The organism is Saccharomonospora sp., assembly GCF_027317685.1.
Taxonomy (GTDB): domain Bacteria; phylum Actinomycetota; class Actinomycetes; order Mycobacteriales; family Pseudonocardiaceae; genus Saccharomonospora.
In genome coordinates this window covers 39235-66007 of record NZ_DAHVQP010000111.1, presented here as the reverse complement: position 1 = coordinate 66007, position 26773 = coordinate 39235, and the positions used below count along the sequence as shown (strand labels likewise).

Sequence of the window (26773 nt, the reverse complement as noted above, 5' to 3'; positions counted from 1 at the left end):
ACGGCGAGCGACCTGGCCCGGTTGCGGGACCTCGACGCGGTGCTGCGTTCGATCGTGCGTCGAGCCCGCATGTTGTTGCGAGCGGACGTCTCCTACCTCACGCTCAACGACCATTCCGACGACGGCAGCACGTACATGCGGGTCACGGACGGGTCGGCGTCCGCGGTGTTCCAGCAGCTCCGTCTCGGCGTGGGGCAGGGGCTCGGGGGACTGGTGGCACAGACGAAACGGCCCTATGCCACCCGCGACTACCCGAACGACAGCCGTTTCGACCACACCGGTCCCATCGACCACGCGGTGAACGACGAGGGACTTGTCGCGATCCTCGGTGTTCCGTTGTCGTTGGGGGAGCGGGTGATCGGGGTGCTGTTCGCCTCGGAGCGGCGGCCCCGGGCCTTCTCTCCCGACGAAGTGGCGTTGCTGTCGTCGTTCGCCGACCACGCCGCCATCGCCATCGACAACGCGCGGTTGATCGAGGAGAGCACGGCCGCATTGGCGGAGTTGGGCGCCGCCAACGAGACGATCAAGGCCCACCACGAGAGTCTCGCCCGGGCCCAGGAGGCCCACGACCGTCTCACCGAGTTGGTGCTCGGTGGTGCGGACGTGCCGGAGGTGGCGGAAGCGGTGGCGTCGATGCTCGGTGGCGGCATCGTGGTGCGTGACGCCGAGTCGACGGAACTGGGTCGGTCCGGCGCGGCCCGGGCGCGGATGTCGGCGCGGGCGTTGGGGCGGGTGCTTTCCGCGTCCCGGTCGGCTGGGAAGGCCGTGGCCGAAGGCGACGCGTGGGTGTGCGCGGTGATGGCGGGCCCCGAGCTGTTGGGCAGTATCACGCTCACCGGACGCCCCGACCTCGACGACGCGGACCGGCGACTGTTCGAACGGGCCGGTGTGGTGACGGCGTTGTTGTTGCTGTTGCGGCGATCGGCCGCCGAGGCCGAGGACAAGGTGCGGGGCGAACTCGTCGCCGACCTGCTGAACGTGCCCGAACGGGACCCGGCGACCTTGCTCGATCGGGGACGCAGGCTCGGGGTGGACCTCACCGCGCCGCATGTCGTGCTCACCCTGCACACCGACGGCGTGTCGCGGGCTCGGCTGGAGTCGGTGGCCGCGCGCAGGGCCGTGCTCTCGGGCGTGTACTCGGAGCAGGTCGTGATGTTGGCCGACGCGGCGGACCCCGGAGAGCTGGCGTACAAGACCGCCGCCGAGCTCAGCACGTCACTGGGCTGCCCGGTGACCGTCGGTGCGGTCGGTCCCGCTTCCGGTCCCGTGGAGTTGGCCCGGGCCTACGCGGAGTCAGTGCGGTGTGTGCGCGCCCTGCTCGCCTTGGGGCGACAGGGACACGGCGCGGCACCGTCCGATCTGGGTTTCGTGGGCCTGGTGTTGAGTGACCGCACCGACGTCGCGTCGTTCGTGCGGGCCACGCTCGGGCCGGTGCTCGACTACGACGCCGCGCGGGGAACGGAGCTGCTGCGTACGTTGCGTGCGTATTTCGCGTGCGGGGGCAACCTCACGCGCGCCAAGGACAAGCTGCACGTCCACGTCAACACGGTGGCGCAGCGGCTGGACCGTATCGCGTCGTTGCTGGGCTCCGATTGGCAGCGGCCGGAGCGGGCGTTGGAACTCCAGCTGGCGCTGCGCCTGCACGTGTTGTCCAGCTGACGGCGGCCCACCGGGCACGACGGTCTCAGCCGGGGTGATGGCGGGCCATGAGGGCGTTGAGGAAGTCCTGGGTGCACCGGACAGCGCGTTCGGGGTCCCCGTCGGCGATCGCGGCGAGGAGATCGCGGTGTTTTCCGGATTCCCGAGGACAGATCTCGGTGTCCGGGGCGTCCGAAGCATCCGAGGTGTCCGAAGTGGTCGCCACGCTCGCCGTCACCAGTTCCGTCAGGCCCCGGTAGAACTCGCTGAGCAGGTTGTTGTGTCCTGCCTCCACCAGCGCGAGGTGGAACTCGGCGTCGCGGCGCGCGTAGGCGTCCTTTTTGCCCCGCGCCCACAGCTCGTCACGTTCGTCGAGCAGCCGGGTGAGGGTGTCGAGGTCGTCCTGGGTGCGTTCGGTCGCGGCCAGTCGTGCGGCCTCCACCTCCAGGGCGCGCCGCACCTGTAACGCCTCCAGCAGCCGCGACCCGCACAGTCGCCGCAACGCGCCGGACACCTCGTTGGTCGCTTTGACGTATGTGCCGTCCCCTTGACGGACTTCGAGCAGTCCGCTGTGGGCGAGCGCGCGGACGGCCTCCCGCACGGTGTTGCGTCCCACGCCGAGGGCGGAGGCGAGTTCGGACTCGGTGGGTATGCGTTCCCCGATCGCCCATTCGCCCTGCCGCACCGCGTCGCGCAGTTGCTCGATGACTTGGTCGACAAGCCCTGTGCGTCGGGCTGAGACCAACGGCACAGTAAACATCCTTTCAGCGGGTCATCCTACCTTTGTTACCGTATCCGACATGGCCAGCGAGTGCGAGACGTCCGCGCGGGGGACGGTGGGAACGGATTCCGCGGAGAGTCCCTCGAACGTGCGAACCGGCGTCGTGCTCGGCGGAGGCCTGCTGCTGGCGATCGCTGTGGTGCTGGTCGCACTCAACCTGCGGCCCGTCATCACGTCGGCTGGTTCGGTGCTCGACAGGATGCGCGACGGCCTCGGCGCCTCGGACACGTGGGCGGGGGCGCTCACCACCCTGCCCGCCCTGTGTTTCGCCGCGGCCGGGTTGGCGGCGCCGGCCCTGTCCCGTCGTGTCGGATTACGTGCCGCTGTGTCCGTGGCTCTGCTGCTCGCCGGGGTGGGACTGGGACTACGGGTGCTGAACGGCCCACTCGTGGTGCTCGGCGGCACACTCGTGGCGTGCGCGGGTATCGCCCTGGCCAACGTCCTCATCCCCGTGGTGGTCAAAACCTCCTTCGCCGCCCGGATCGGGTTGATGACCGGTGTCTACACCGCGGCGCTGCAGCTGGGTGGGGCCATGGGTTCGGCTGTCACCCCGTCGCTGGAGCCTGCACTCGGCGGCTGGCGCGGCGCGTTGGCGAGCTGGGCCGTGCTGGCTGTCGTGGCGCTGGGCGTGTGGCTCGTCGCCACCAGGAAAGTGCCGTCTCTACGTGGTGCGGCCTCGTCCGATGAGGAGCGGCCCGGACGTTCACTGCTGCGAGTCCCCCTGGCCTGGGTGGTGACCGCGTTCTTCGGCTGCCAGTCGTGCCTGGCCTACATCGTCATGGGCTGGCTGCCGCAGGTGCTCATGGACGCGGGCGTCAGCCGAGGAGACGCGGGCCTTCTGCTCGGACTCGTCTCGCTGCTCGGGCTACCGGTCAGCCTCACCATCCCGGCCATCGCCGCCCGCCGGGGCAGTCAGAGCGGGTGGGTTGTGATCCACGGCGTTTTCGCCGTCTCCGGCATCCTCGGCCTGTTGTTCGCCCCCGAATTCTCTCCGTTGCTCTGGTCGGTGCTGCTGGGCCTCGGGATGGGCGTGTTCTCGCTCGCGCTCACCGTCATCGCGCTGCGGGCGAAGGATGGCGCCGACACCGCCGCCCTGTCCGGGATGGCCCAGGGCTTCGGTTACCTGATCGCCGCGGCGGGACCGTTCCTTTTCGGCCTGTTGCACGATGTCACCGGCGATTGGACCGCGTCGTTCGGGTTGTTGTTGGCCGTCGTGTTGCTGAAGACCGGTTTCGGCTATCTCGCCGGGCGACCCCGGTACGTCTGAGCGACGACTGAGCCGACGGATGTCGGCTCAGTCCTCCAGCGGGAGTCCCAGCAGCGCGTTCTCGACCAGTTCCGGCAACGCCGGGTGGATCCAGTACTGGCCCCGGGCCATCGAACGCGCGTCGAGTCCGAAGCTCATCGCCTGGATCAACGGTTGCAGCAATGTCGGAGCCTGCGCGCCGATGATGTGCGCGCCCAGCAGTTGTCCCGACCGGGGGTCGGCGAGCAGCTTCGCGAACCCGGTGGTGTCCTCCATCGCCCAGCCGTAGGCGATGTCCCCGTACTTCTGGGTCGCCGTCACGTACGGAACGCCGCGTGCGGCGGCGTCGCGTTCGGTGAGTCCGACCGAGGCGATCTGCGGTGATGTGAACACCGCGTGCGGCACGAACCGGTGGTCGGAGGCGATCGGGTCGTCGGGGTGCAGCAAGTTGTGCTGTACGACGCGGGCCTCGTGGTTGGCCACGTGCTTCAGTTCGTACGGCGAGGACAGGTCGCCCAGGGCGTAGATGCCGTCCACGTCGGTGCGCTGGTACTCGTCGACGACGACGTGTCCGCTCGGCGTGGTGGAGATTCCGGTGGCGGCCACGTCGAGCAGGTCGGAGTTGGGGCGCCGTCCCGTCGCGACGAGCAGCAGGTCGCCTTCGACGGTCTCCTCGCCGCCGGGCCATTCCAGGTCCAGCACCACGCCGTGACCGCCGACGCCGCTGCCGTCGCGGCGCACCCGGACGGTGCGGCGGTTCAGCCGCACGTCGTAGCGTTGCGAGGCCAGCTCCGTGAACCGCCTGCTGATGTCCTCGTCCTCGTTGCGCAGCAGCGCGCCCGACCTCGCGATGATGGTCACGTCCACGCCGAACGACGCGAAGACGTGGGCGAATTCGGCACTGATGAATCCACTGCCGAGGATGATCGCCCGACGGGGTAGCTGGTCGATGCGCATCACGGTGTCGGAGGTGTGGTAGTCGACGTCGGCGAGCCCGGGAATGTCGGGCACGGTCGCCCGTCCTCCGGCGGCCAACACGAACTCGTCCGCGGTGAGCGTCGTCTCACCGTCGGCCAGTCGCACCGTGAGTTCCTTGTGTCCGGTGAAGCGTGCCTCACCCTCGTACACCGTGACGTTCGCGTTGTCCTCGTGTTCGATGCGATAACGTCGGCCGCCCTCGGCGATGGGGTCGATCCGGCCGAACACGCGGTCGCGGATCTCGCGCCAGCGCACGTTCCGCAGTTCCAGGTCGACACCGAGCCTCGCCGCGGACTCGGGCGTGGAGGCCAGGTCGGCCGGGTGCACGAACATCTTCGTGGGGATGCATCCCACGTTGAGGCAGGTGCCGCCGAACACTCCCTTCTCGACGATGGCGACCTTACGGTCGGCGAAACGAGAGTCCAGGATCGAGTTTCCCGATCCGGTCCCCACGATCACGAGGTCGTAGTGCGGCACGACGGCACCTCTTCCAAACACGGTCGGCGACAGCGGCGCGGCCGGATCTCGACCGCGTCATTGTGATCGAACAGGTCGGTCGACGGCATTGTTCCCGGGCCCGGGGTCCGGCGGTGGAACGGGGTCACGTGTGGTGGGATCACGGTGGGGTGCCGTGACGGTTCGGAAGGTGCGCGGTATCCCGGCGTGACCGACTCAGCGCGAGGACCACGGCCCGTATTCCACCCCATTTAGCGACAGCACGTAGCGCTGCCTTCGACTTAGGGTGGTCGTGTCCGGTAGGAGGGGAGACTTCAACGTGTTCACGAACATCCGGCGTCGACTCGTGATGGCTCTGATGGTGTTGACGGGCGCGTTGTGTGTGTCCGCGGGCCACGTGGCGGGAGCGGCGCAACGGCCCATCGTCGGCGGCGACGACGCGACCATCGACGACTATTCCTATGCCGCGTTCCTCGTCGACGGCCGAGGCGAACAGTACTGCGGGGGCACGGTGATCTCCCCCGACCGGGTTCTCACGGCTGCCCATTGCGCCCTCGCCGTGCGCGAAGCCGATTTGAGTGTCGTCGTCGGTCGTGAACGCATCGACTCCGACGAGGGCGAGGAGGTCGGTGTCAGCGACGTCTGGGTCGCGCCCGAGTACAAGGATCCGCTCTCGGGCGGTGACATCGCCGTGCTGACGCTGTCAGAGCGCGTGTCCGTGCCGGCCGCGCGTTTGCCCGACAGCGCCGACAGCGGCCTCTACGAGGCGGGCACCATGGCCACCGTGATTGGCTGGGGAAGGCTGTACGAGAACGGCCCCAAGCCCGGTGATCTACGCGCGGCGGATGTTCCGGTGGTGAGTGACGACGCCTGCGAGGACGCGTTCCGTTCCTTTGACGCGGAGACGATGGTGTGCGCGGGCTACTCCGAGGGCGGCATCGACGCCTGCCAGGGGGACTCCGGCGGACCGCTGTTGGTGGACGGCACGGTGATCGGCATCGTGTCGTGGGGTGACGGTTGCGCCGAGGCCGGCAAACCCGGCGTCTACACCCGCGTATTGACCTACACCGACGACATCGAGTTCCGATCTGGTACGCAGAATGCGTGAGTGACAGGCTGGTTTCCGACACACCGAACGGTTCCACGACGGGCACGGAGGATTCGGGCGGCGCACGGGTGGGGCGTGACGAGGTCACGATCGTCTCCCGTGCGGCTTCCGAATTGACACCCACCGAGCTGTACGAGTTGCTGCGGTTACGGGTGGACGTGTTCGTGGTCGAGCAGGAGTGCCCTTACCCGGAACTCGACGGCAGGGACCTGCATGCGGACACCCACCATGTGTGGGCTACCTCCTCCGACGGGCGGCTCGCCGGATGTCTGCGTGTCTTGACCGAGGCCGGTGGGGTGCTGCGGGTCGGCAGGGTGTGCACGGCCGCTTTCGCGCGAGGCACCGGTGTCGGGGGCCGTCTGATGCAGGCGGCGATGGACCTGGCCGGTGACGCGGAGTGCGTCCTAGACGCCCAGACCTACGCCACCGGTTTCTACGCCCGCTTCGGTTTCGAACCCGAGGGCGAGGTGTTTCTGGAGGACGGGATTCCGCACATCACCATGCGCCGGCGCTGACCGGCGCGGGAGCCCGGATCAGTTCCGCGCCCGTGGTGGTGCGGTCTCCGTGATGACCGCCACGGCCCGGTCCATTTCGGAGTCGGTGAGGTCCGCCCTGGCGGTCAGGCGCAGACGCGAGACGCCGTCGGGTACCGAGGGCGGGCGGAAGCATCCGACGCGCACGCCCCGTTCGGCGCACCGGGCGGCCCAGGCGACGGCGTCCTCGGGGCCGGGAGCGCGTACCGACACCACCGCGCCTTCCGGGACGCTCACCGCGAACCCCGCCTCGCTCAGACGGGCCGACAGTTCGTTCGCGCGTGCGCGCACCCGCTCGGCCAGTTCGGGCTCGTCCCGCAACACCCGGAGCGCGGTGAGAGCGGCGGCCGCGCTGGCGGGAGCCAACGCCGTGTCGAAGATGAAGCTGCGAGCCGTGTCCACCAGGTGTTTGATGACGCGGCGGGGCCCAATGACGGCGCCTCCCTGGGCGCCGAGGGACTTCGACAACGTCACCGTGGTGACCACGTCCGGTTCGCCCGCCAGACCGGCGGCGTGGACGGCGCCGCGTCCGCCGTCACCGAGCACACCCAGGCCGTGGGCGTCGTCCACGAGCAGTGCGGCGGAGTGTCTACGACAGACAGCCGACAGTTCCCGCAGCGGTGCCAGGTCACCGTCCACGGAGAACACCGAGTCGGTGACCACCAGCGCGCGTTGCTTGCGTCGCGTCGCCAACGCGTGTTCCACCGCTTCCGGGCTGTTGTGGGCCACGGCGGCGACGTCGGCACGCGACAATCGGCACCCCTCGATGAGGGAGGCGTGGATGTACTTGTCGGTGACGATGGCAGCCTCCCGCCCGGTCAACGCCGTCACCGCGCCGAGATTGGCGGTGAAGCCCGACGAGAACACCAGTGCCGCCTGGGCCCCGCAGAAGCGGGCCAGTTCGTACTCCAGCTCGGCATGCAGTTCGGTGGATCCGGTGACCAGCCGTGACCCGGTGGCACCGGCGCCCCACCGCAGCGCCGCCGCGGCAGCCGCACCGGCGATCCGTTTGTCGCGGGAGAGGCCGAGGTAGTCGTTTCCGGCGAGGTCGAGCTGTCCCTCCTCCGCCACGCGGGGCCGCAGCGTGCGGGTCAGGCCCGCGTCGGCGCGCTTCGCCGCGGATTCGTCGAGCCAGTCGAAAACGTGCTCCGGAGGGATTACCGTGCGAGCGGAACCGGGTGCGTTCACACTCGCAGTCTCGCACCGTGGTGGCGGGAAGGAGGAAGGCAGGGTGAACGAGGAAGACGTGGAATCGGGGCGGCTCCGACCGATGCCCGAGGACTGGCAGCGGGCATTGGCGGTGGTGGCCCACCCCGACGACATGGAATACGGGGCCTCGGGGGCCGTCGCTCGGTGGACCGACGAGGGCCGGGAGGTCGCGTACCTGCTCGCCACACGTGGTGAGGCCGGTATCGACGGTATGTCGCCCGAGGAGGCGGCGCCGATTCGCGAACAAGAGCAGATCGCGAGCGCGGCCGCGGTCGGTGTCGAACGTGTCGAGTTCCTCGACCACAGGGACGGTGTGATCGAGTACGGGCTTCGGCTGCGGCACGACATCACCGCCGCCGTTCGCAGACACCGACCGGAACTCGTGGTGATCACCAATCACCGGGACACCTGGCCCGGTGGTGCGCTCAACATGGCCGACCACCGACACACCGGGTTGGCGACCCTCGACGCGGTACGGGACGCGGGCAACCGCTGGGTGTTCCAGGACCTGCTCGCCGAAGGGTTGGAGCCGTGGCAGGGCGTGCGGTGGGTGGCGGTGGCGGCCTCACCGTTTCCCACGCACGCGGTGGACATCACCACGACATTCGAGCGCGCGGTCGAATCACTGCATTGTCATCGTGCCTACTTGGAAGGGCTCGGGCAGACGGAGGACGACGCACGCCGGTTCCTCCGGGAGGGCGCCGAACTGTCCGGACGTCGCTTCGGCGGTGTGCTCGCCACGGATTTCGAACTCCTCACCCTGTGACCGGGCCGGCCGCCGGGCACGACGAAGCGACACCGACCGTGTCGTCACCTCGCCACGGTGCTGCGACGGCTGCCGGAACCACGCTGTGGCCTCCCGCCTCGGGCGGGCGCGGGACGTCGCCGGGAATGAGCCGGTCGTGGCTGCCTACGCGTCGAGATCCGCTCGGGCACAGGCAGACCGGTGGGGGTGCGGGCGCCCGTGATCCGCGCCAGCTCGGCGTCGCCCGGGGCCACCACCGTGTATTGCGGTCGCACGCCGGCGCGCTCCAACATCCGGCGCACGGTGCGGCGCTGTTCCCGCGTCACCAGCGTCACGACCGTGCCTGACGCGCCCGCGCGAGCGGTGCGGCCAGCGCGGTGGAGGTAGTCCTTGTGGTCGGCGGCGGGGTCGACGTGCAGCACGAGGCTGATGCCGTCGACGTGGATACCGCGGGCCGCGACGTCCGTGGCCACCAGCACCGGCATGCGCCCGGTGCGGAAGTCGGTGAGCACCCGGTTGCGTTGCCCCTGGGTCTTGCCGCCGTGGAGAGCGCCCGCGGGAACACCGGCGGCCCGCAGCCGAGTGGTGAGCCGATCGACGTGGTGCTTGGTGCGCACGAACAGGATCGTGCGCCCTTTTCGCGCGGCGATCTCGGTCACCACGGCCTGTTTGTCCCGCTGCTCGACCTGCAGCAGGTGGTGTTCCATGGTGTCGACACTCGCCGTCACGGGGGCGACGGAGTGGGTCACCGGGTCGGTCAGGTAGCGCGTGACGAGGCTTTCCACTGCGTCGTCCAGCGTGGCCGAGAACAACAGCCGTTGCCCGTCCCTGGGAGTGCGATCCAGGATCTCGCGCACCTGGGGCAGGAATCCCATGTCGGCCATCTGGTCGGCTTCGTCGAGAGCCACCAGTTCGATGCCGTCGAGCGTGCAGGTGCCCTGCCGGACATGGTCCGACAGCCGTCCTGGTGTGGCGATCAACAGGTCCACGCCGCGAAGCAATGCGTCGGCCTGACGCTGCAGGGACATGCCACCGACAGCGGTGCGGCACCACAGGCCCATCGCCTTCGCCAGCGGAGTGAGCGCGTCGGCTACCTGCATGGCCAGCTCTCGCGTGGGCACGAGCACCAACGCCCTCGGCCGTCGCGGCTGCGCCTTCCCACCGTCGAGGCGGGACAACAGCGCCAGACCGAACGCCAGCGTCTTGCCCGAACCGGTCTGTGCGCGGCCGAGCACGTCACGGCCCGCGAGAGCGTCGGGCAGCGTGGCCGCCTGAATGGGGAACGGGGTGTGCAGCCCGGCTTTGCTCAGCGCGCGATGCAGGGCCTTGGGCAGGTTGAGATCGGCGAACGTGATCGACGTCGCGGGGGTTGTCGCGGAAATCTCTGTCACTAAAAGAGCCTCTCGGACGTGGCACGTCGCAAGGAAGCCCGACAGCCCGCAAAGCGGGCAGGGCCGCGAGGAAGCGCGGTGGGCGTGACCAACGACGAACCCGGCGCGTGGACGCGCCGCTGACGAATTGAAAGCACCGCGGCCACGGTCGGGCCTCTGCGAACGGTGCCGGGCGAGTCTACCCCAGATCACGAGTGTCTCCGTCGGCGAACCCGTTTGCGAGAACAATTCCGTTGCACGGACGCGGCGTCGTGACCAGGCTCGCGGGCATGCGTGTGATCGTCATCGGGTCGGGTATCGGAGGAGCGGCGTGTGCCTTCCATCTCGTGCGCCGGGGTGTGGACACCGTGGTCGTGGACGCGGGGGTAGCGGGAACGGCGACCTCGGCCGGGGCGGGCATCGTCAGTCCGTGGACGTCGCACCGCGAGGACGACGCCGAATTCGCCCTGGCCGCTGCTGCGGGTGCCTACTACCGGACGTTGGTCGACGAGCTCGCCGCGGACGGTGTGACGGATTCGTCGTTCGAGATCGTCGGCGGGATGGTGGTCTCGCCGGATGAGTCGGTACTTGCCGCCGGATATGAGCGGTTGTCCGAGCGCGCCGCCCGGTGGCCCGAGCTGGGCGAGGTGCACCGGCTCGACCCTGCGCGGGCACGCGAACTGTTCCCTGTGCTCGCCGAGGACTTCGGTGCCGTGCACTTCTCGGGAGCGGGCCGGGTGGACGGCCGGGTGATGCGGGAAGCGCTGTCGCGGGCCGCCGAGCGGCACGGTGCCCGCACCGTGAGCGGCACGGCCGAGCTGAGGGTGACCGGTGACAGGGTGCGCGGCGTGGAGGTGGACGGCGAGCGTGTCGACGGCGATGTCGTGGTGGTGGCGGCCGGGGCGTGGAGTCCGAGCGTGTTGGCCCCGCTGGGGGTGAGCCTGCCGGTGGAACCACAGCGTGGGCAGATCAGCCACTTCACCCTGCCCGGGGTGGACACCTCGACGTGGCCGGTGGTGTTGCCGCAGACGGGGCACTACCTGCTCGCCTTTCCCGGATCGCGTGTCGTGGCGGGAGCGACCCGGGAGACCGGTGCCGGTTTCGATCACCGGGTCACGGCCGAGGGACAGCGGGAGGTGTTGGAGCACGCGCTGCGCGTCGCGCCCGGACTGAGTACGGCGACGCTGGCCGAGACCCGGGTGGGATTCCGTCCCGCGACTCCGGACGGTCTGCCCGTCATCGGCGCGCTCGACGGGCACCCGGAGGTGGTGCTGGCCACAGGGTTCGGGCCGGCGGGACTGACCGTCGCACCTTATGCGGGGCGGCTCGTCGCACAGCTCGTGCTCGGCGAGGAACCGGACACGCCACTCGACGTGGTGGCCCCACGGCGGTTCAGGAACGGGTGACGATCTCCACCGCGGTCTTTCCGGTCTGTTCACAGTCGAGTCCGGCGGCCCTGGCGATCGTGACGACGTCCTCGATACGAGCGGGTTCCGTGGCACTGGTGGCCAGTGCGGCGGCGAGTCTGCCTTTATGGGCTTTGTTGTGGTGGCTGACCGTTTTCCGGTGGCCCGAGGAGTCCTCGGTGACGACGCGTACGGTGACCGCTGCGGGCACGCGGGCGAGGGTTGCGTAGGCGCCCGAGCGCAGATCCACCACCAGTTCTGTGGCGCCGACCTCGGCCAGGACGGGTTCGAGCGCGGGCCGCCACAGCGAACGCAGCGAACCGAGGCCGGGCAGCGTCGACCCGCCCGACAGTCGATAGGCCGGGATCGGGTCACCGGCCCGCACCACGCCGAACAGTGCGGAGGCCACCGCGAGCCGCCGTTGTGCCCGCTCGCGTTCCACACCGGTGAGGGCGGACGCGTCGAGAGCGTCGTAGAGCACGCCGGTGTAGCGCAGGATCGCCGGGGTGGTCGGTGCCGACAGGAGGGAAGCGTTGCGTTCGACCTCGCCGTGTTGTCGTTCCGACAGTCCCAGTGCCGAAAGACTCGCGGGCACGTCGGCGGCCAGTTCCACGAGCGCGTCGGCCAGTTTGCGCCGCACCGGATTCAACTCCGGAAACGACAGCGCGTCGAAGTCGAGAGGGGAGCCGTCACCGCCGTGGGCCTTGGTCTCGGAAGGGGGCAACAACACGAGCACGGCGGCGAGCCTAACCGTGCGTGACCGCTTCGGAAGGGGTGGGCACAGCTGCCGTGTTCGGCGGCGTAGAGAAAAAGAGAAAACAAGAGAACCCGAGAGAATGTGCACAGTGCGCGAAGCGGAACCACACCATGGAGCCACGGCGAGCACTGGCGAGCAGTCGTGGGCGCCGGAGGTCACCGGCTCGCCGGTAAATACCGGTTGCGGCAGTGTGTGTGGCGCCTACTAGTCTGCCTATAGTTCATCGTCTGTCTCCCTTCGCCGGAGCTTTCGGGCCAGACACGCCAAGGAGAACACCGTGATCACCAGGATGTCGTCGCTGTTCCTGCGCACCCTGCGTGAGGACCCGGCCGACGCCGAGGTGCCCAGCCACAAACTTCTGGTCAGGGGCGGGTACGTGCGGCGCGTCGCCCCGGGTGGGTACTCCTGGCTACCGCTGGGCCTGCGGGTGCTGCGCAACGTCGAGGCGATCGTGCGCGAGGAGATGGACGCCATCGGCGCGCAGGAGATCCAGTTCCCCGCGTTGCTGCCGAAGGAACCGTACGAGGCCACGGGCCGCTGGACCGAGTACGGGCCGAACCTGTTCCGTCTCGTCGACCGCAAGGGCGCCGACTACCTGCTCGGGCCGACGCACGAGGAGCTGTTCGCGCTCACGGTGAAGGGCGAGTACTCGTCGTACAAGGACTATCCGGTCATCCTGTACCAGATTCAGACGAAGTACCGCGACGAGGCGCGGCCGAGGGCCGGCATCCTGCGGGGCCGCGAGTTCGTGATGAAGGACTCGTACTCCTTCGACCTCGACGACGAGGGCCTCGACCGGTCCTACGATCTGCATCGCAACGCCTATCTGCGGATCTTCGACCGGCTGGGATTGGACTACGTGGTGGTCGCCGCGACCTCGGGCGCGATGGGCGGCTCGGCGTCGGAGGAGTTCCTGGCCGTGTCCGAGACAGGCGAGGACACCTACGTCCGCAGCACCGAATCCGACTACGCGGCCAACGTCGAGGCCGTGGCGACGCCCGTGCCGCCGGAACAGTCGGTGGAGGACAAGCCCGCCGCGCAGGTGCACCACACGCCCAACACGCCCACCATCGAGACGCTGGTGGACTTCCTCAACGCCGCCGACCTCGGTCGCACCTTCACCGCCGCCGACACGTTGAAGAACGTCCTCGTCAAGACCCGTATGCCGGGTGAGAAGGACTGGACGCTGCTCGGTATCGGGGTGCCCGGCGACCGTGAGGTCGACATGAAGCGGTTGGAGGCCTCGCTGGAGCCGGCCGAGGTGTCGTTGTTGGAGGACTCCGACTTCGCCGCCAACCCGTTCCTCGTCAAGGGCTACATCGGGCCGGGGGCGTTGCAGGCCAACGGCGTGCGCTACCTGGTGGACCCGCGTGTCGTCCGCGGCACGGCGTGGGTGACCGGTGCGGACAAGCCCGACCACCACGTCGTGGACCTGGTGTGTGGGCGCGACTTCACACCGGACGGCACCGTGGAGGCCGCCGAGGTCCGTGAGGGTGACCCGTCACCGGACAGCCGTGGCACGCTCGTCACGGCGCGCGGTATCGAGATCGGACACATCTTCCAGCTCGGCCGCAAGTACACCGACGCGTTCGAGGTCGACGCGCTCGGCCCCGACTCCAAGCCCGTTCGCATCACCATGGGCTCGTACGGCATCGGGGTGTCGCGTGTGGTCGCGGCCATCGCGGAACAGCACCACGACGAGTTGGGCCTGGTGTGGCCTCGTTCGGTGGCGCCCGCCGACGTGCACGTGGTGATCGCGGGTAAGGATGACGCCGTCAACGAGGGCGGGGAGCGGTTGGCCGCCCAGTTGTCCGAACGCGGTGTGCGGGTCATGCTGGACGACCGCAAGGCCACACCCGGGGTGAAGTTCGCCGACGCCGAACTCATCGGTGTGCCCACGATCGTGGTCGTCGGTCGTGGACTGGCCAAGGGCGTGGTCGAGGTCAAGGACCGCGCGACGGGTGAGCGCACCGAGGTCGCCGTGGACTCGGTTGTGGACCACCTTGTGGATGTGGTCTCCGGGGATGCCACCAAGTAGGTAACCTGCGCCCTCATGGGCTGGTTTCGCAGGCGGCAGGACAATCCCTACGGTTACGAGGATCGGGCAGCCCTCAAGGGCTTCGGTGGCTACGAGCCCTCAGAGCCCACCTCGCCGACATACGGCGTGCCGCAGGTCCCCACGCCTCCCACACCGACCCCCACGTCGGGGTCCCCTTCGACATCGAGCACCCCGTCGTACGGAGACGTCCCGCCGTTTCCCGAGCGGCCCGATGAGACACCCGAGCAGCTCCCGAGCGAGCAGCCGCCGCGGAGGCGGAAGCGCACGGGCCTGATGGGTTTCCTGTCCGTGCTCATGGTCTTCGTGGTCACGTGGTTGGGGAGCCAGGTGCAGGGGGATGACGACGGCGCGGACGTCTCTCCGGGCGAGGAGCTCCCGACGACGGCGCCGTCACCGGAGACTCGCGTCGTGGTGCCGGTGGAGGTGGACGGCTGGCAGTCCGTGGTGCAGAGCGACGGCGACTACGCCTACGACGTGCCGCCCGACTGGGTTCCGAAACCGGATGTCCTGCACGGTTGGGAGTCCGAGGACGACTCCAGCTTCACCCTGGCCACGAGCGCTTTCGTCGGGGAAGGGTACTGCGCCGACGACGCGGATCGCCAGCGCGGCGGCAGTGGATTGACGGTCGCCGAGGGGCGGGACGGCGACACCATCGCCGCTGACACGGTGAGACGGTTCGCCGAGGCCGCCTACAAGTCGGACGCAGGCACGGACCCGGAGGTCACGGTGAAGCCGCCGGAGACCGTCGAGGTCTCGTTCGGGAGTGGGCAGCGGCAGGCGAGTCTCGTGCTGGCCGATGTGGTGGTGCACGACGACGGCGATGGGTGCTTTCCGGACACGGCGCTGGTGGGCGCACTCGCGGTGGAGACCTCGTCGGACAAGGCGGTGGTCTTCGTGGCGTACGACGGCCAGGACGCCCCCGACGCGAGCAGCGAGGAGGAACTGACGCAGCTGCTGACGAGCCTGCGTGTTCCCGAGGAGGACGAGCTCACGACGACGGTGGTCGTCCCCATCCCGTGAGGCGCGGCGGCGTCAACCCGCCAGATAGGACAACCGGACCCGGCGCGTCGGATTGTCGACGTTGGTGTCGACCAGACAGATCGACTGCCACGTGCCGAGCGCCGGTGAACCGTCGAGCACGGGCACGGTGGCGTACGGGGGAAGGAACGCGGGCAGTACGTGGTCGCGGCCATGTCCAGGGCTGCCGTGTCGGTGTCGCCACCGGTCGTCCCTCGGCAACAGGTCGTCGAGGGCGGCGAGCAGGTCGTCGTCGCTGCCCGCACCGGTCTCGATCACGGCGAGCCCTGCGGTCGCGTGCGGAACCCAGACGTGCAGTAGCCCGTCGCCCGCACCCGCTTCGGCCAGGAAGCGGCGGGCATCGGCGGTGAGGTCGTACACCACCGCGTGTGAGCCGGTGTTGACGTGGATTTCCGTGGAATACATGTCTCGACGGTAGCCGGTCGGGGCATGGGAGCGTCGCTTCGGCTATGGCGTGCGTCACGTGAGGTGAATACGGTGGCGGGAGGGCGGGTCCACCGTTGTACTCGCTGCCTAGGAGGTCGCCAGTGGCCGACACACCGACTACTCGTATCGGGGTGGTCGCCGAGACCGCGCCGGGAGAACGCAGGGTGGCACTCGTGCCGGCCCACGTGGAACAGCTGACCGGCCGAGGTCTGGAGGTCGTCTGCGAGCCGGGTGCGGGTGCGGGCGCATGGCACAAGGACGAGGAATACGAGCAGGCGGGCGCCGAGCTCGGCGACCCGTGGAGCGCCGATGTCGTGCTCACGGTGACTCCGCCGAGCGCGGCCGAGATCGACCGGCTCGCCTCCGGTGCGGTGCTGATCGGCTTTCTCTCACCGGCCTCCAATGCCGACGGCATCGCCGCCTTGCGTGAAGCGGGGGTCCGGGCGTTCGCCGTCGAAGCCGTGCCGCGTATCTCCCGTGCTCAGAGCATGGACGCACTGTCATCCCAGGCGACGGTCGCGGGTTACCGTGCGGCGTTGCTCGCGGCCGAACGGCTGCCCCGGTTCTTCCCGATGCTCACCACCGCGGCGGGAACGGTGCTGCCTGCCTCGGTGCTCGTGCTCGGCGTCGGGGTGGCCGGGCTCCAGGCGCTCGCCACGGCGAAACGTCTCGGCGCTCGGACGACCGGTTACGACGTGCGTCCCGAGGTGGCCGACCAGGTGCGGTCGGTGGGTGCACAGTGGCTCGACCTGGAGATCTCCGCCGCCGGTGAAGGCGGGTACGCCCGCGAACTCACCGCCGAGGAACGTGCCCGGCAACAGGAGCGGCTCATCGAGGCCATAGCGGGTTTCGACGTTGTGATCACCACGGCGCTGGTGCCACGCGGTCGGGCACCCACCCTGGTCACGGCCGAAGCCGTCCGCGCCATGAGGCCCGGCAGCGTGATCGTGGACCTCGCGGGTGAGACGGGCGGCAACTGCGAACTCAGCGTCGCCGGCGAGGAAGTGGTGGTGCACGACGTGACGATCTGCTCACCGCTCAACCTGCCGGCCGAATGCGCTGTGCACGCCAGCGAGCTCTACTCGCGAAACCTCGTGGAGTTGCTCGAGCTCATGCTCGACGACGAAGGACGGCTGTTGCCCGCCACCAGCGACGAGATCCTCACGAGCGCGTGTGTGACAGCAACCGACGAGGAGGTCGACTGATGCTGGTCCACAATCTGGCGATCCTTGTGCTCGCCGGATTCATCGGCTTCGTGGTGATCTCGAGGGTGCCCACCACGTTGCACACGCCGTTGATGTCGGGCACCAACGCCATCCACGGCATCGTGCTGCTCGGTGGTCTCATCGTGCTGGGAACGGGCACCGAGGGGGTGCTCAACAAGATCCTGCTGGTGCTCGCCATCGCATTGGGCACGATCAATGTGGTCGGTGGGTTCCTCGTCACCGACCGCATGCTCGGGATGTTCAAACGGAGACCCGGGGACAGACCGGTCGACCGCCCGTCCTCGGGAGCCGACTCGTGACCACCGTCGTCGGTATCGGTTACCTCATCGCGTTCTCCCTGTTCATCGTCGGCCTCATGGGGCTCACTGGCCCGAAGACGGCTGTGCGTGGCAACGCGCTCGCGGCGACGGGGATGGTCGTCGCCGTCGTCTCGACACTCCTGCTCCCGGGGATGGGCAACTGGTGGCTGATCGTTTTGGGGCTCGTGCTCGGCGCGGCCATCGGTGTTCCCGCGGCTCGCAAGGTCAAAATGACGGCGATGCCGCAGATGGTGGCGTTGTTCAACGGTGTCGGCGGCGGCGCGGTGGCGCTCATCGCGTGGGTGGAGTTCCGTGACACGGCCGGATACCTCGGCCTGCCGTTGCACGTGTCGGTGGCGTCGTTGTTCGCCGCGATCATCGGCTCTGTGTCGTTCTGGGGATCGCTGGTCGCTTTCGGCAAGCTCCAGGGGTGGTTGCCCTCGCATCCGGTGATCGCGATAGCGGTTCTGCACCGGCTGCTCACCGTGATCGCGTTGTTGGCCGCGCTCGCCTACGCGATCACGGCCATGGCCGGGGGCACCTCGGAATGGTTGGTGATCGGTGTACTGATCTCGTCCGCGTTCTTCGGCGTGCTCATGGTGCTTCCGATCGGCGGCGCGGACATGCCCGTGGTGATCTCGTTGCTCAACGCGGCGACGGGACTGTCTGCGGCCGCGATGGGTCTGGCGCTGGACAACACGGCGCTCATCGTGGCCGGAATGCTCGTCGGCGCTTCCGGGTCCATTCTCACCAATCTGATGGCCAAGGCGATGAACCGTTCGTTGGTGTCGATCCTCGCGGGCGGTTTCGGTGGTGCTTCGGGGACCACGGGCGGTGAACGGGCGGACGATCGGCCGGTGCTCAGTACGAACGCCACCGACGCCGCCATCCAGCTGGCTTACGCGAACAGAGTCCTCGTCGTCCCGGGCTACGGCATGGCCGTGGCCCAGGCCCAGCATGCCGTGCGGGAGATGGCCGACCTGCTGGAGGGCAAGGGCGTGGAGGTCGGCTACGCCGTCCACCCTGTGGCGGGACGTATGCCGGGGCACATGAACGTACTGCTCGCCGAAGCCGACGTGCCGTACGAGTCGTTGAAGGACATGGACGAGAGCAACTCGCTGTTCGCCCAGACCGATGTGGCGCTGGTGATCGGCGCCAACGACGTCGTCAATCCCGCCGCACGCACCGACCCGGACTCGCCGATCTACGGCATGCCGATACTCGACGTGACGGCGAGCCGGTCGGTCATCGTGCTGAAACGGTCGATGGGCGCGGGCTTCGCCGGGATCGACAACGGGCTGTTCGTCGATCCGAAGACCAACATGCTGTTCGGCGACGCGAAGGCATCGGTGTCCGATGTGGTGGAAGAGCTGAAGAAGCTGTAGCCGTCAGCTCTCGGGGGCCGAGAAGGTCACCTGCGGCACGGTCGTCCTCGCGGCGGGAGCACGTTTGGCCGGTTTCGGCGAGGGAACGGCCGACGACGATTCGGCGGCCGTTGTGGCCTTCGTCCGCCGGTTGCCGCGGGACCGACCGGTTTTCGCGGTCGCACCAGTGGTCTTCGCGGCCGAGGCCGTGGTCTTCGCGGTCGAGGCCGTGGCAGAGCTTGTGGCTGAGCCGGTCGAGGAGTTCTTCCGCGAGTTCTTCCGCCGGGTGGTGGGCCTCGGAGCGAACCGCGCTGTGGAGGACGGGAGCGGCGTGGGGTCGTCGATCAGGCGGCGTGCACGCTTGCGGCCGCCGGTGCGGCGAGCGTGTTCGATGTAGCGGGTGAGGATGGAGCGGAGATCGTCTGCGTGCTCAGCCGTGAGGTCGATTGTGTATCCGACGCCGTCGAGAGCGAAGAACACCGTTTCCCGCGCTGGTTCCCCCGTGATGTCGTCCAGCGTGTGAATTGCTTCGAACCTGGCCAAACGAGACCTCCACTAGCTTCGAACTCCCGTTCGCCGCCCAGGATAGCCCCCTGAGTGCCCGGGCGAGTAAGGCTCCGGGTGTCGGTGGTGGGTGCCCATGAGGGTATGGCGTGATACGGCCTCGATGTCGCCGCCGGGAGCGCGGGGACGCGATCTCCGGTTCAAGGCAGTGGCAACTCCAGCGCGGCCTGCGCGACCCGCAGCGGGAGGTCGTCGCCCGGTTCGGTCTCGCCCTCCACCGGGTCGGCCAGCACCAGCCGAACGGTCGTGTCTTCCCTCCGGGTGAGGTAGGCGGCGTCCGCGAACTTCGGGGCCGGTTCCCGCCATCGCCCGGCCTGGGTGGCCGTGTCGGTTAGCGCACCCGTGCCCGGCTCCTCGGCGAGGGTGTGGAATTCCGCGGCGACGGTGTCGTCGGTGAACGTGACGGACCCTAAGGACACGGCGACGACGCGGCCGTCGAGCACGGTGGTGAAACTGCCGCGGCGCAGTTCCGCGCAGCCGTGTTCGGTGAGATAGGCCTGCACGTCGCCCACGGCATGGTGGGGTTGGCACAGAGTGCTGCGGTCGTGTGCGATGCGGGTGAACGCGACTCCGTTCACCGTCACTGTGGCTTCCTCACCCACCGAGTGCTGCGAGGGGGAGGCCGGAGTGGGGGTGTCTCCCGAGCCCACCGTGAGGATCAAGACCGTGGTCACCGCGACGACCAGGAGCGCGGCCGCCGCTGTGGCCACACGACGGCGGTTCGAACGTCGAGGCGAGCCGGTCACCTGTTCGGCTCCGGTGAACGGCCGTGGCGGTGTGGCGGACGAGATGGGCGGGGCAGGCGATACAGGAGCCTCGGAGCCGTCCGTGTTCGGCGCGGCGAATCCCTCGGCCGACAGGACGGCGTCGTCGAGTTCCGTGGCGGAAGGCGCCAACCCACGCAGCACGGTGCGGGCCTGCCGTGTCGTCAGCGGCCGTGAGGTCGGGGGCAGTGCCTCGGTGGCCGCCAGCATCGAGGGTGCCGACGGGTAGATCACGCGTACGGGGCCTGCGAGGTCCTCGGGTGGTTGCTGCACGGTCTCCACGAACGGGCCCACGGCGATGACGACGCCGATGCCGATCCCCGAGTCGATGCCGTGGACGAGGTCGGCGAACCGTCCCGCGGTCGCGAGTGCGGCCACGGCGGGGTTGATGTCGGCATAGACCCCGCCGTTTTCGTCGCCGTTTTCGCCGTCCGTTGCGTCGGCGGGGCGGACCAGCGGCCATCCGTCGGTTCTCCACTCGCCGTTCAACGGAGCGGTGAGAGTCATGGCGGGATCGGGCAGGTCGACACCGATGACGACCAACACCCCTCGGGGGAGGATCAGTACGGCGTCGAGCACGAGATCGGAGTCGGGCGGTGTCACCCCCAGCACTGCCACTCCGCCGACTATGTTGCCGCCTTTACCGAGAGAGGCGAGCGCGGCCCGGACGTCGTCGGAGACGCGCGTGGGTCTTGCCGGAAACCGGACGACTCGCACGTAGCCCTCCCTGACCGTCCTGGCTCTCGATATGCGTTTATATCCGACGTACCGATGTGCCGCTGCGCAGTGTGCGCATATCGGGACCGGACCCGGTGGAGCGTCGATTGTGGAGCTTGGCGGTGCCGAGTCGAACGTGGGGGCAAACCTCCGACGAACCCTGGCCGAACGTGGGCGAACACCGCGTCATGTGGACACCCGGGATACCTGTGCCGCGCTGATCGGCGCACCAGCTGAATTGGGTATTTTGCTCAGCAGGACAGCACTGCTGTGTGATTTTTGGTGTTCATGTGGCCAAATGGGTGAGTGCGGTGCAGAATAACGGAGGAGTCGCCGCGGTTTGATTATTCCGCTTCGTAGACGAGGTCGTACGGGGAAGACGCCCCTCGTCTAGTAGCGGAGGTCAGCAGTGAGCACTCGTGGCGTTGTGTACGTCCACTCGTCGCCGTCTGCGGTTTGCCCGCACGTCGAGTGGGCGATTTCCGGCGCGCTCGGCAGCCGGGTGGATTTGCGGTGGACGGCTCAACCCGCCGCGCCCGGACAGTTGCGCGCCGAATGTGACTGGCGTGCGCCCGTGGGGACCGGGGGCAAGCTCGCGGCCGCCTTGAAGGCGTGGCCCATGGTGCGGTTCGAGGTGACCGAGGAACCGAGCCCCGGCGTGGACGGGCAGCGGTTCTGCTATGCACCGGGCCTCGGCCTCTGGCATGCCCGCACGAGCGCCAACGGCGACATCGTGGTGGGGGAGGACCGGCTCCGCAGCCTGGTGTCGAAGAGCCGTGCGGGCGAGCAGCTGGCGCACGAACTGGACAAGCTCCTCGGAACCAGCTGGGACGAGGCTCTCGAACCGTTCCGGCACGCCGGTGACGGGGCGCCGGTGACCTGGTTGCACCAGGTCGGCTGACGGCGAAGCAGCTTTTAGGACAACTGGAGAGCCTGGAGCGAACGAAGGACCGCCTCGACTACGTCGAAACGCAGTCGAGGCGGCCCTCATAGTTCCGCCACCCGGCTACATCCGGGTGAACAGCAGCGCGGTGTTGTGGCCTCCGAAGCCGAACGAGTTGCTGACGGCTGCCGTGAGGTCGACCTTGCGTGCCTCGCCGGACACGACATCAAGCTCCACCTTCGGGTCCAGGGTCTCCAGGTTGAGCGTCGCGGGCACGATCCCGTGGTAGATCGACAGGATCGTCGCGATGGCTTCCACCGCGCCCGCGCCACCGACCAGATGGCCGAGCGAGCCCTTCGGAGCTGTCACCACCGGGTGGTCCCCGATGGCCTTGCGGATCGCCGCGGCCTCGCCGACGTCACCGACGACGGTGGAGGTCGCGTGGGCGTTGACATGCCCGACATCGCTTGTCGACAGTCCCGCCATCCGAATGGCGTTCCGCATGGCCGCGACCTGACCGATTCCCTCGGGGTGGTTGCCGGTGATGTGGTAGGCGTCCGATGTGATGCCGTAGCCGCCCAGCCGCGCGTAGACCCGTGCGCCACGTTCGGCGGCCCTGTCCGCGCGCTCCAACACGACCACGCCCGCACCCTCACCGAGCACGAACCCGTCGCGATCGCTGTCGAAGGGGCGGGAGGCTCGCTCGGGGTCGTCGTTGCGCGTGGACACGGTACGAGCCTGCGCGAACCCGGCGATGGTGATGGGAGCGATGCAGGCCTCCGCGCCACCCGCCACAACGACGTCGGCGCGGCCCGACTGGATCATCTGAACCCCGGCCGCGATCCCCTCCGCACCCGACGCGCACGCCGAAGCCGGCGAATGCACCCCGGCCCGTGCCTTCAGGTCGATGCCCACGTGCGCTGCGGGACCGTTGGGCATCAGCATCGGCACCGTCAGCGGCGAGACCTTGCGGATACCGTGCTCCTCCAGCAGGTCGTCCTGGTGCAGCAGCGTGAGCGGGCCGCCGATGCCCGAGCCGATGGAGACGCCGAGGCGGTCGGGCTCGACGTCCTGCTGTTCGTCGGTGGGTGGCTCGAAGCCGGCGTCGGCCCATGCTTCACGCGCTGCGAGCAGAGCGATTTGCTCGCAGCGGTCGAGCCTGCGGGCCTGGACGCGGGGGAGCTTCTCCGTCGGCTCCTCGGCGAGCACAGCGCCGATCTTCACCGGCAGGTCGACCTTCTCGACCCAGTCGGCTTCGAGTGTGCTGACGCCGCTACGACCCGCGAGCAGGCCGTCCCAGGTGGACGGGACGTTCGCGCCGAGCGGTGTGGTAGTGCCGAGCCCGGTGATCACGACGTCGATGTTGCTCATTGGTGCCTCCCCGAGGTGCGTAGTGAGAAGCTCTACTTCGCGTTCGTCGCGACGTAGTCGACGGCGTCGCCCACCGTCTTCAAGTTGGCCAGCTCGTCGTCCGGGATCTTCACGCCGAACTTGTCCTCCGCCTGCACGGCGATCTCGACCATGGACAGCGAGTCGATGTCGAGGTCGTCGACGAACGACTTCTCCGAGGTCACGTCGTCGGCGGACACACCGGCGACCTCCTCGACGATCTCGGCCAGGCCGGAGAGGATCTCGTCTTTGTCAGCCATGAGGGTTCCTTTCTCGTTTTCGTTATTCGGGTCGCGACGGGCCTTGCGCCGTCGGCGTCAGTGGTACCACGGTGCTCACGGACAGATAAAAACTTGTCCCGCGTAGGACAGGCCCGCTCCGAAGCCGACGGCGAGCACGACGTCCCCTCGTTCGATGGTCCCGGCGGCACGCATGTGATCCAGCGCCAGCGGGATCGAGGCCGACGACGTGTTGCCCGAGTACCGGATGTCGTCGGCGACCACCATGTCGTCGCGGGCACCCTTGGCCCGCAGTCTCTTGGCGATGGCCTCGACGATACGCAGGTTCGCCTGGTGCGGGATGAGCACGTCGATGTCGGACAACTCCAGCCCGGCCAGTTCCACGGCACGCATCGCCACCGGGGCGATCTGCGTCGTGGCCCAACGGAACACGGGCTGCCCCTCCTGAAAGATGTAGCGGTGCTCCCGCATGTAGATCATGTCCACCAGGTCGCCGGCGCTGCCCCACGCCACGGGGCCGATCCCGGGTTCCTCGGACGGGCCGACGAGCGCCGCTCCCGCGCCGTCGGCGAAGATGATCGCCGTCGAGCGGTCCGTGGGGTCCACGACGTCGGTGAGTTTCTCCGCCCCGATCACCAGCACCCTGCTCGCCGATCCCGCTCGCACGAGGTCGGAGGCCACGCCGAGGCCGTAGCAAAACCCTGCGCACGCGGCGTTGAGGTCGAAGGCGCCCGCGGCCTTGATCCCGATTCGGTCGGCCACCTGCGCGGCGGCGTTCGGGATGGGGGACGGCATCGTGCAGTTCGGCACGATCACCGTGTCGACCTCGGAGGGGGCCACGCCCGCGTCGGCGAGTGCCTTCGCCCCGGCGGTGACGGCCATGTCGACCACCCGTTCGTCCTTGTCGGCGAACCGGCGTTCGACGATGCCCACGCGGTCACGGATCCACTGGTCGTTGGTGTCCATGTGCTGGGACAGCTCGTCGTTGGTGACGATCCGGTCGGGCTGAGTGCTGCCCACACCCAGGATGCGGGTGGCCTTCGCGCCCTGGGCGAGGTTCAGTGTCGGCCGGGCTCCGGTCCTGCCGGTCATGCCAGTTCCTCCAAGTGCGCGGGTGTCTTCACCGCGAACGGCGTGGTCACGGTGCCCTTCAGAGCACGGCGCACCAGGCCAGTGAGCGTGCCTGCCGGGGGGAGTTCGACCGTCCGGTCGACACCGAGTGCGGCGAGGCCGTCCATCGTCAGGTCCCAGCGCACAGAGCGCGTGACCTGCGAGACCAGTCGGCGCAGGTACTCCTCACCGCTGGCCACGACCTTACCGTCCACATTGGACAACAGGGGGCGCGTGGGATCGGCCGGGTTCAGCTTCTCGGTGTGGGCCCGCAGCGCCTCCTCGGCCGGGGCCATGTACCGGGTGTGGAAGGCGCCGGCCACCTTCAACGCGCGCACCTTGGTGCCCGGCAGGGGCTCGGCGACGATCCTGTCGATGGCGTCGGCGGCGCCGGAGGCGACGATTTGCCCCGCACCGTTGCGGTTGGCGGCTTCGAGACCGTGCTCGTGCAGCCAGGCCACCACGTCGTCGGGGTCGCCGAGCATCACTGCGGCCATGCTGGTGCGCTCGGTGGCGCACGCCGCCGCCATCTCGGCGCCGCGCACGGCGGCCAAGGCCACGGCGTCGTCGGCCGACAACACCCCTGCGATGGCGGCGGCGGCCAACTCACCCACGGAATGTCCCGCGACCGGGGCGTCCTCCGGTACCCCTGCGGGGAGGTACTCGAACGCCAGCAACGACGCGGCGACGACGAGTGGTTGCGTAACGGCGGTGTCCTGGATCTCCTCGGCATCGGCCTCGGTACCCAGCCGTACCAGGTCGAGCCCGCAGTGCGCCGACCACTGCGCGACGCGATCACGCGCGTCGTCGAGTTCGAGCCAGGGTGTGAGCATGCCGGGAGTCTGAGAACCCTGTCCGGGGCAGAGGAGAGCGGTGGTCACTCCTGTAGGGAACACGGAGCGGTCCTTTCGAGGGGATGCCGCCGAGTCACCAAGTCCTTCCGGCGGTGTTGTAGGTGTCCTACAAAAGCGGTGGTGGATATGGGTGATCCGGGCAACGTTGTGCCATACCTCACTCACTGTGGCGGCGAGGTGGCCATTCGGTCACCACAGGCCTCGTGAGCGGGCCAATCGGCCTACGGTCAGAGCTGTTCGCAGTACAAGAGCGTCCCGGGGGTCGGCGGCGTTGCGCCCGGTGAGTTCGGTCGCCTTCTTCAGGCGGTACCGCACGGTGTTGGGATGAACGAACAACTGCCGCGCGCACGTCTCCAACACCCCGCCGCTTTCCAGGTAGGTCTCGATGGTTTCGAGTAGAGCCGGGCCGGCTCCTTCCAGTGGGCGGGCGATCTGTTCCATGAGTATCCGCTCGGCCTCGGCGTCCCCCGCCAGAGCGCGTTCCGGTAGGAGGTCGATCGACCGCGTGGGCCGTGGCGCCGCAGGCCAGCCGACCACGGCACGTAGCCCCGACAGGGCCTCCGCCGCGCTGCGATGTGCCTCGGCCAGACTGCTCACCGTCGGGCCCGCGACGACAGGGCCTTCGGCGAACGCCGTCGACAGGGTGGGAAGGACTTCCTCGTCCTTCGCCGTGCCCTCGGTGGGGCCCGCGACCACCACCACCAGTCGGGAGCCCTGTACGCCCAGCAACACCGGTCTCCCGACGCGGGCGGCCTTGCTCCGCACCTCGAACACCACCGACGGTGGGTCGTCCGACGGGGGATTACCCACGAGGACGGTGGCGTCGGCGGCGGGGTCCCAACCCAGAGCGGCGGCTCGTGACAACACCGATTCCTCGGCGTCGCCACGTACGACGCCGTCCACGACCAGCGCTTCCAGTCGAGCGTCCCAGGCACCCCGTGCCTCGGCGGCGGCTGCGTACGAGTTGGCCGCGGCGAAGGCGATCTCCCGGCCGTATCGCAGGATGCCTTCCCGCAGAATGGCGCGTTCGGCGTCGTCGGCCGCGAACTGGGGGAGTTGCTCCTCGAACACGTCCACCGCCAGCCGCACGATCTCGACGGTCTGGCGCAGGCTGATCCAGCGGGACAGCTCCCTCGGTGCCGATCGGAACGCCTCGGTGGTGAGCTTCAACGCCTCCTGCGAGTCCCGCATCCACCGCACGAAGCCCGCTGCCCCGGCCTGAGTGATCAGCAGCACGCTCGCCCGCTGATCGGCGGGCATTCGTCTGAACCAGGGAAACTGCTCTTCGATAGCCGCCACGCTCGCCTTGGCGAGTCTGCCGGAAGCACGTTCCAGCGCGCGCAGTGTCGACTCGGACAGTTCCTGCCGGGCGAGCGGCGAAGCCGCGGTCTCCACGGTCGGCGGTGTGGACGACGGTTCGATGGACATACTGCGCCGAATCCTACGCCCCAGGTGTGGACAGGTCGGTGATACGGCGACGTGGAGGCCACTCAGGGGGCCGCAAGGGCGCATAAAGAGACCGCCCGGCGCGCCGAGGACGGCACGCCGGGCGGTCTCACTTCCCCGGTCCCCACCGGTGTTTCCACTATGGACTGCGGGATCATGACCCGCCAC

25 protein-coding genes are annotated in these 26773 nt (G+C 68.9%); 12 read left to right on the top strand and 13 right to left on the bottom strand.

Annotated elements, in window-relative coordinates:
• On the top strand, positions 1 to 1659 hold a 1659-nt coding region (locus M7H19_RS12780; RefSeq protein WP_298181010.1), incomplete at its 5' end, for a GAF domain-containing protein.
• A 25-nt stretch (positions 1660 to 1684) separates the two neighbouring features.
• Here M7H19_RS12780 and M7H19_RS12775 read toward each other — a convergent pair.
• A complete protein-coding gene (locus M7H19_RS12775) occupies positions 1685 to 2389 on the bottom strand; it encodes a FadR/GntR family transcriptional regulator (RefSeq protein ID WP_298181009.1) in 705 nt (234 codons plus the stop codon).
• 49 nt (positions 2390 to 2438) lie between these two features.
• Here M7H19_RS12775 and M7H19_RS12770 point away from each other — a divergent pair, with 49 nt between their 5' ends.
• Positions 2439 to 3686 (top strand): MFS transporter, encoded by a 1248-nt coding sequence (locus M7H19_RS12770; RefSeq protein ID WP_298181008.1) that lies wholly within the window; start codon positions 2439 to 2441, stop codon positions 3684 to 3686.
• Between the two features lie 27 nt (positions 3687 to 3713).
• Here the strand turns inward: M7H19_RS12770 and M7H19_RS12765 are convergent, their stop codons facing one another.
• Complete coding sequence (locus tag M7H19_RS12765; protein WP_298181007.1) at positions 3714 to 5120, bottom strand: mycothione reductase; 1407 nt, start codon at positions 5118 to 5120, stop codon at positions 3714 to 3716.
• A gap of 298 nt (positions 5121 to 5418) precedes the next feature.
• On the opposite strand from M7H19_RS12765, the gene M7H19_RS12760 reads away from it, so the two are divergent.
• Both M7H19_RS12760 and M7H19_RS12755 read left to right on the top strand, forming a co-directional pair.
• On the top strand, positions 5419 to 6207 hold the full coding sequence (locus M7H19_RS12760; protein ID WP_298181006.1) for a serine protease: 789 nt from the start codon (positions 5419 to 5421) through the stop codon (positions 6205 to 6207).
• A 68-nt stretch (positions 6208 to 6275) separates the two neighbouring features.
• Positions 6276 to 6722: a GNAT family N-acetyltransferase gene (locus tag M7H19_RS12755; RefSeq protein WP_298181016.1), complete on the top strand. Its 447-nt coding sequence runs from the start codon at positions 6276 to 6278 to the stop codon at positions 6720 to 6722.
• A gap of 18 nt (positions 6723 to 6740) precedes the next feature.
• On the opposite strand, the gene M7H19_RS12750 is transcribed toward M7H19_RS12755, so the two are convergent.
• Positions 6741 to 7928, bottom strand: a complete 1188-nt coding sequence (locus M7H19_RS12750; protein WP_298181005.1) for an 8-amino-7-oxononanoate synthase — start codon at positions 7926 to 7928, stop codon at positions 6741 to 6743.
• An 82-nt stretch (positions 7929 to 8010) separates the two neighbouring features.
• On the opposite strand from M7H19_RS12750, the gene M7H19_RS12745 reads away from it, so the two are divergent.
• The gene (locus M7H19_RS12745) at positions 8011 to 8715 is read left to right on the top strand and encodes a PIG-L deacetylase family protein (RefSeq protein WP_298181015.1); all 705 of its coding nucleotides are present in this window, start codon (positions 8011 to 8013) and stop codon (positions 8713 to 8715) included.
• Positions 8716 to 8759: 44 nt separating this feature from the next.
• Here the strand turns inward: M7H19_RS12745 and M7H19_RS12740 are convergent, their stop codons facing one another.
• Positions 8760 to 10085 (bottom strand): DEAD/DEAH box helicase, encoded by a 1326-nt coding sequence (locus M7H19_RS12740; RefSeq protein ID WP_298181004.1) that lies wholly within the window; start codon positions 10083 to 10085, stop codon positions 8760 to 8762.
• A gap of 269 nt (positions 10086 to 10354) precedes the next feature.
• Here M7H19_RS12740 and M7H19_RS12735 point away from each other — a divergent pair, with 269 nt between their 5' ends.
• Positions 10355 to 11470 carry an FAD-dependent oxidoreductase gene (locus M7H19_RS12735; protein WP_298181014.1) on the top strand — a complete coding sequence of 372 codons (1116 nt, stop codon included), beginning with the start codon at positions 10355 to 10357 and terminating at the stop codon, positions 11468 to 11470.
• Here M7H19_RS12735 and yaaA read toward each other — a convergent pair.
• Entirely contained in the window at positions 11457 to 12206 is a 750-nt protein-coding gene (gene yaaA / locus M7H19_RS12730; protein WP_298181003.1) for a peroxide stress protein YaaA, read from the bottom strand. The genes M7H19_RS12735 and yaaA overlap by 14 nt on opposite strands.
• A gap of 298 nt (positions 12207 to 12504) precedes the next feature.
• Between yaaA and M7H19_RS12725 the strand changes: the two genes are divergently transcribed.
• Both M7H19_RS12725 and M7H19_RS12720 read left to right on the top strand, forming a co-directional pair.
• Positions 12505 to 14265 carry a proline--tRNA ligase gene (locus M7H19_RS12725; RefSeq protein ID WP_298181002.1) on the top strand — a complete coding sequence of 587 codons (1761 nt, stop codon included), beginning with the start codon at positions 12505 to 12507 and terminating at the stop codon, positions 14263 to 14265.
• Between the two features lie 15 nt (positions 14266 to 14280).
• Positions 14281 to 15306, top strand: a complete 1026-nt coding sequence (locus M7H19_RS12720; RefSeq protein WP_298181001.1) for a hypothetical protein — start codon at positions 14281 to 14283, stop codon at positions 15304 to 15306.
• A 12-nt stretch (positions 15307 to 15318) separates the two neighbouring features.
• Here the strand turns inward: M7H19_RS12720 and M7H19_RS12715 are convergent, their stop codons facing one another.
• The gene (locus M7H19_RS12715) at positions 15319 to 15729 is read right to left on the bottom strand and encodes a YjbQ family protein (protein WP_298181000.1); all 411 of its coding nucleotides are present in this window, start codon (positions 15727 to 15729) and stop codon (positions 15319 to 15321) included.
• A gap of 122 nt (positions 15730 to 15851) precedes the next feature.
• Here M7H19_RS12715 and M7H19_RS12710 point away from each other — a divergent pair, with 122 nt between their 5' ends.
• The 3 genes from M7H19_RS12710 to M7H19_RS12700 are packed head-to-tail and all read left to right on the top strand — an operon-like array spanning position 15852 to position 18660.
• Positions 15852 to 16955, top strand: coding sequence for an NAD(P) transhydrogenase subunit alpha (locus M7H19_RS12710; RefSeq protein WP_298180999.1), 1104 nt, complete (start codon positions 15852 to 15854; stop codon positions 16953 to 16955).
• The gene (locus M7H19_RS12705; protein ID WP_298180998.1) at positions 16955 to 17275 is read left to right on the top strand and encodes an NAD(P) transhydrogenase subunit alpha; all 321 of its coding nucleotides are present in this window, start codon (positions 16955 to 16957) and stop codon (positions 17273 to 17275) included. The genes M7H19_RS12710 and M7H19_RS12705 overlap by 1 nt, the downstream gene beginning before the upstream one ends.
• A complete protein-coding gene (locus M7H19_RS12700; protein ID WP_298180997.1) occupies positions 17272 to 18660 on the top strand; it encodes an NAD(P)(+) transhydrogenase (Re/Si-specific) subunit beta in 1389 nt (462 codons plus the stop codon). Before M7H19_RS12705 ends, M7H19_RS12700 begins: the two co-directional genes overlap by 4 nt.
• A gap of 3 nt (positions 18661 to 18663) precedes the next feature.
• Here M7H19_RS12700 and M7H19_RS12695 read toward each other — a convergent pair whose 3' ends face one another.
• Both M7H19_RS12695 and M7H19_RS12690 read right to left on the bottom strand, forming a co-directional pair.
• The gene (locus tag M7H19_RS12695; RefSeq protein WP_363321373.1) at positions 18664 to 19182 is read right to left on the bottom strand and encodes a histone-like nucleoid-structuring protein Lsr2; all 519 of its coding nucleotides are present in this window, start codon (positions 19180 to 19182) and stop codon (positions 18664 to 18666) included.
• Positions 19183 to 19343: 161 nt separating this feature from the next.
• Positions 19344 to 20684: a hypothetical protein gene (locus M7H19_RS12690; RefSeq protein WP_298180995.1), complete on the bottom strand. Its 1341-nt coding sequence runs from the start codon at positions 20682 to 20684 to the stop codon at positions 19344 to 19346.
• A 409-nt stretch (positions 20685 to 21093) separates the two neighbouring features.
• Here M7H19_RS12690 and M7H19_RS12685 point away from each other — a divergent pair, with 409 nt between their 5' ends.
• Positions 21094 to 21585 carry a DUF3145 domain-containing protein gene (locus tag M7H19_RS12685; RefSeq protein WP_298180994.1) on the top strand — a complete coding sequence of 164 codons (492 nt, stop codon included), beginning with the start codon at positions 21094 to 21096 and terminating at the stop codon, positions 21583 to 21585.
• 105 nt (positions 21586 to 21690) lie between these two features.
• Here M7H19_RS12685 and M7H19_RS12680 read toward each other — a convergent pair whose 3' ends face one another.
• The 5 genes from M7H19_RS12680 to M7H19_RS12660 form a co-directional block, all read right to left on the bottom strand.
• On the bottom strand, positions 21691 to 22938 hold the full coding sequence (locus M7H19_RS12680) for a beta-ketoacyl-[acyl-carrier-protein] synthase family protein (protein WP_298180993.1): 1248 nt from the start codon (positions 22936 to 22938) through the stop codon (positions 21691 to 21693).
• A gap of 32 nt (positions 22939 to 22970) precedes the next feature.
• Complete coding sequence (locus M7H19_RS12675; protein WP_298180992.1) at positions 22971 to 23216, bottom strand: acyl carrier protein; 246 nt, start codon at positions 23214 to 23216, stop codon at positions 22971 to 22973.
• Between the two features lie 75 nt (positions 23217 to 23291).
• Positions 23292 to 24287, bottom strand: coding sequence for a beta-ketoacyl-ACP synthase III (locus M7H19_RS12670; protein WP_298180991.1), 996 nt, complete (start codon positions 24285 to 24287; stop codon positions 23292 to 23294).
• Positions 24284 to 25201: an ACP S-malonyltransferase gene (locus M7H19_RS12665; protein WP_298180989.1), complete on the bottom strand. Its 918-nt coding sequence runs from the start codon at positions 25199 to 25201 to the stop codon at positions 24284 to 24286. Before M7H19_RS12665 ends, M7H19_RS12670 begins: the two co-directional genes overlap by 4 nt.
• A gap of 147 nt (positions 25202 to 25348) precedes the next feature.
• Complete coding sequence (locus tag M7H19_RS12660) at positions 25349 to 26587, bottom strand: PucR family transcriptional regulator (protein WP_298180988.1); 1239 nt, start codon at positions 26585 to 26587, stop codon at positions 25349 to 25351.
• Positions 26588 to 26773 lie beyond the last annotated feature (186 nt).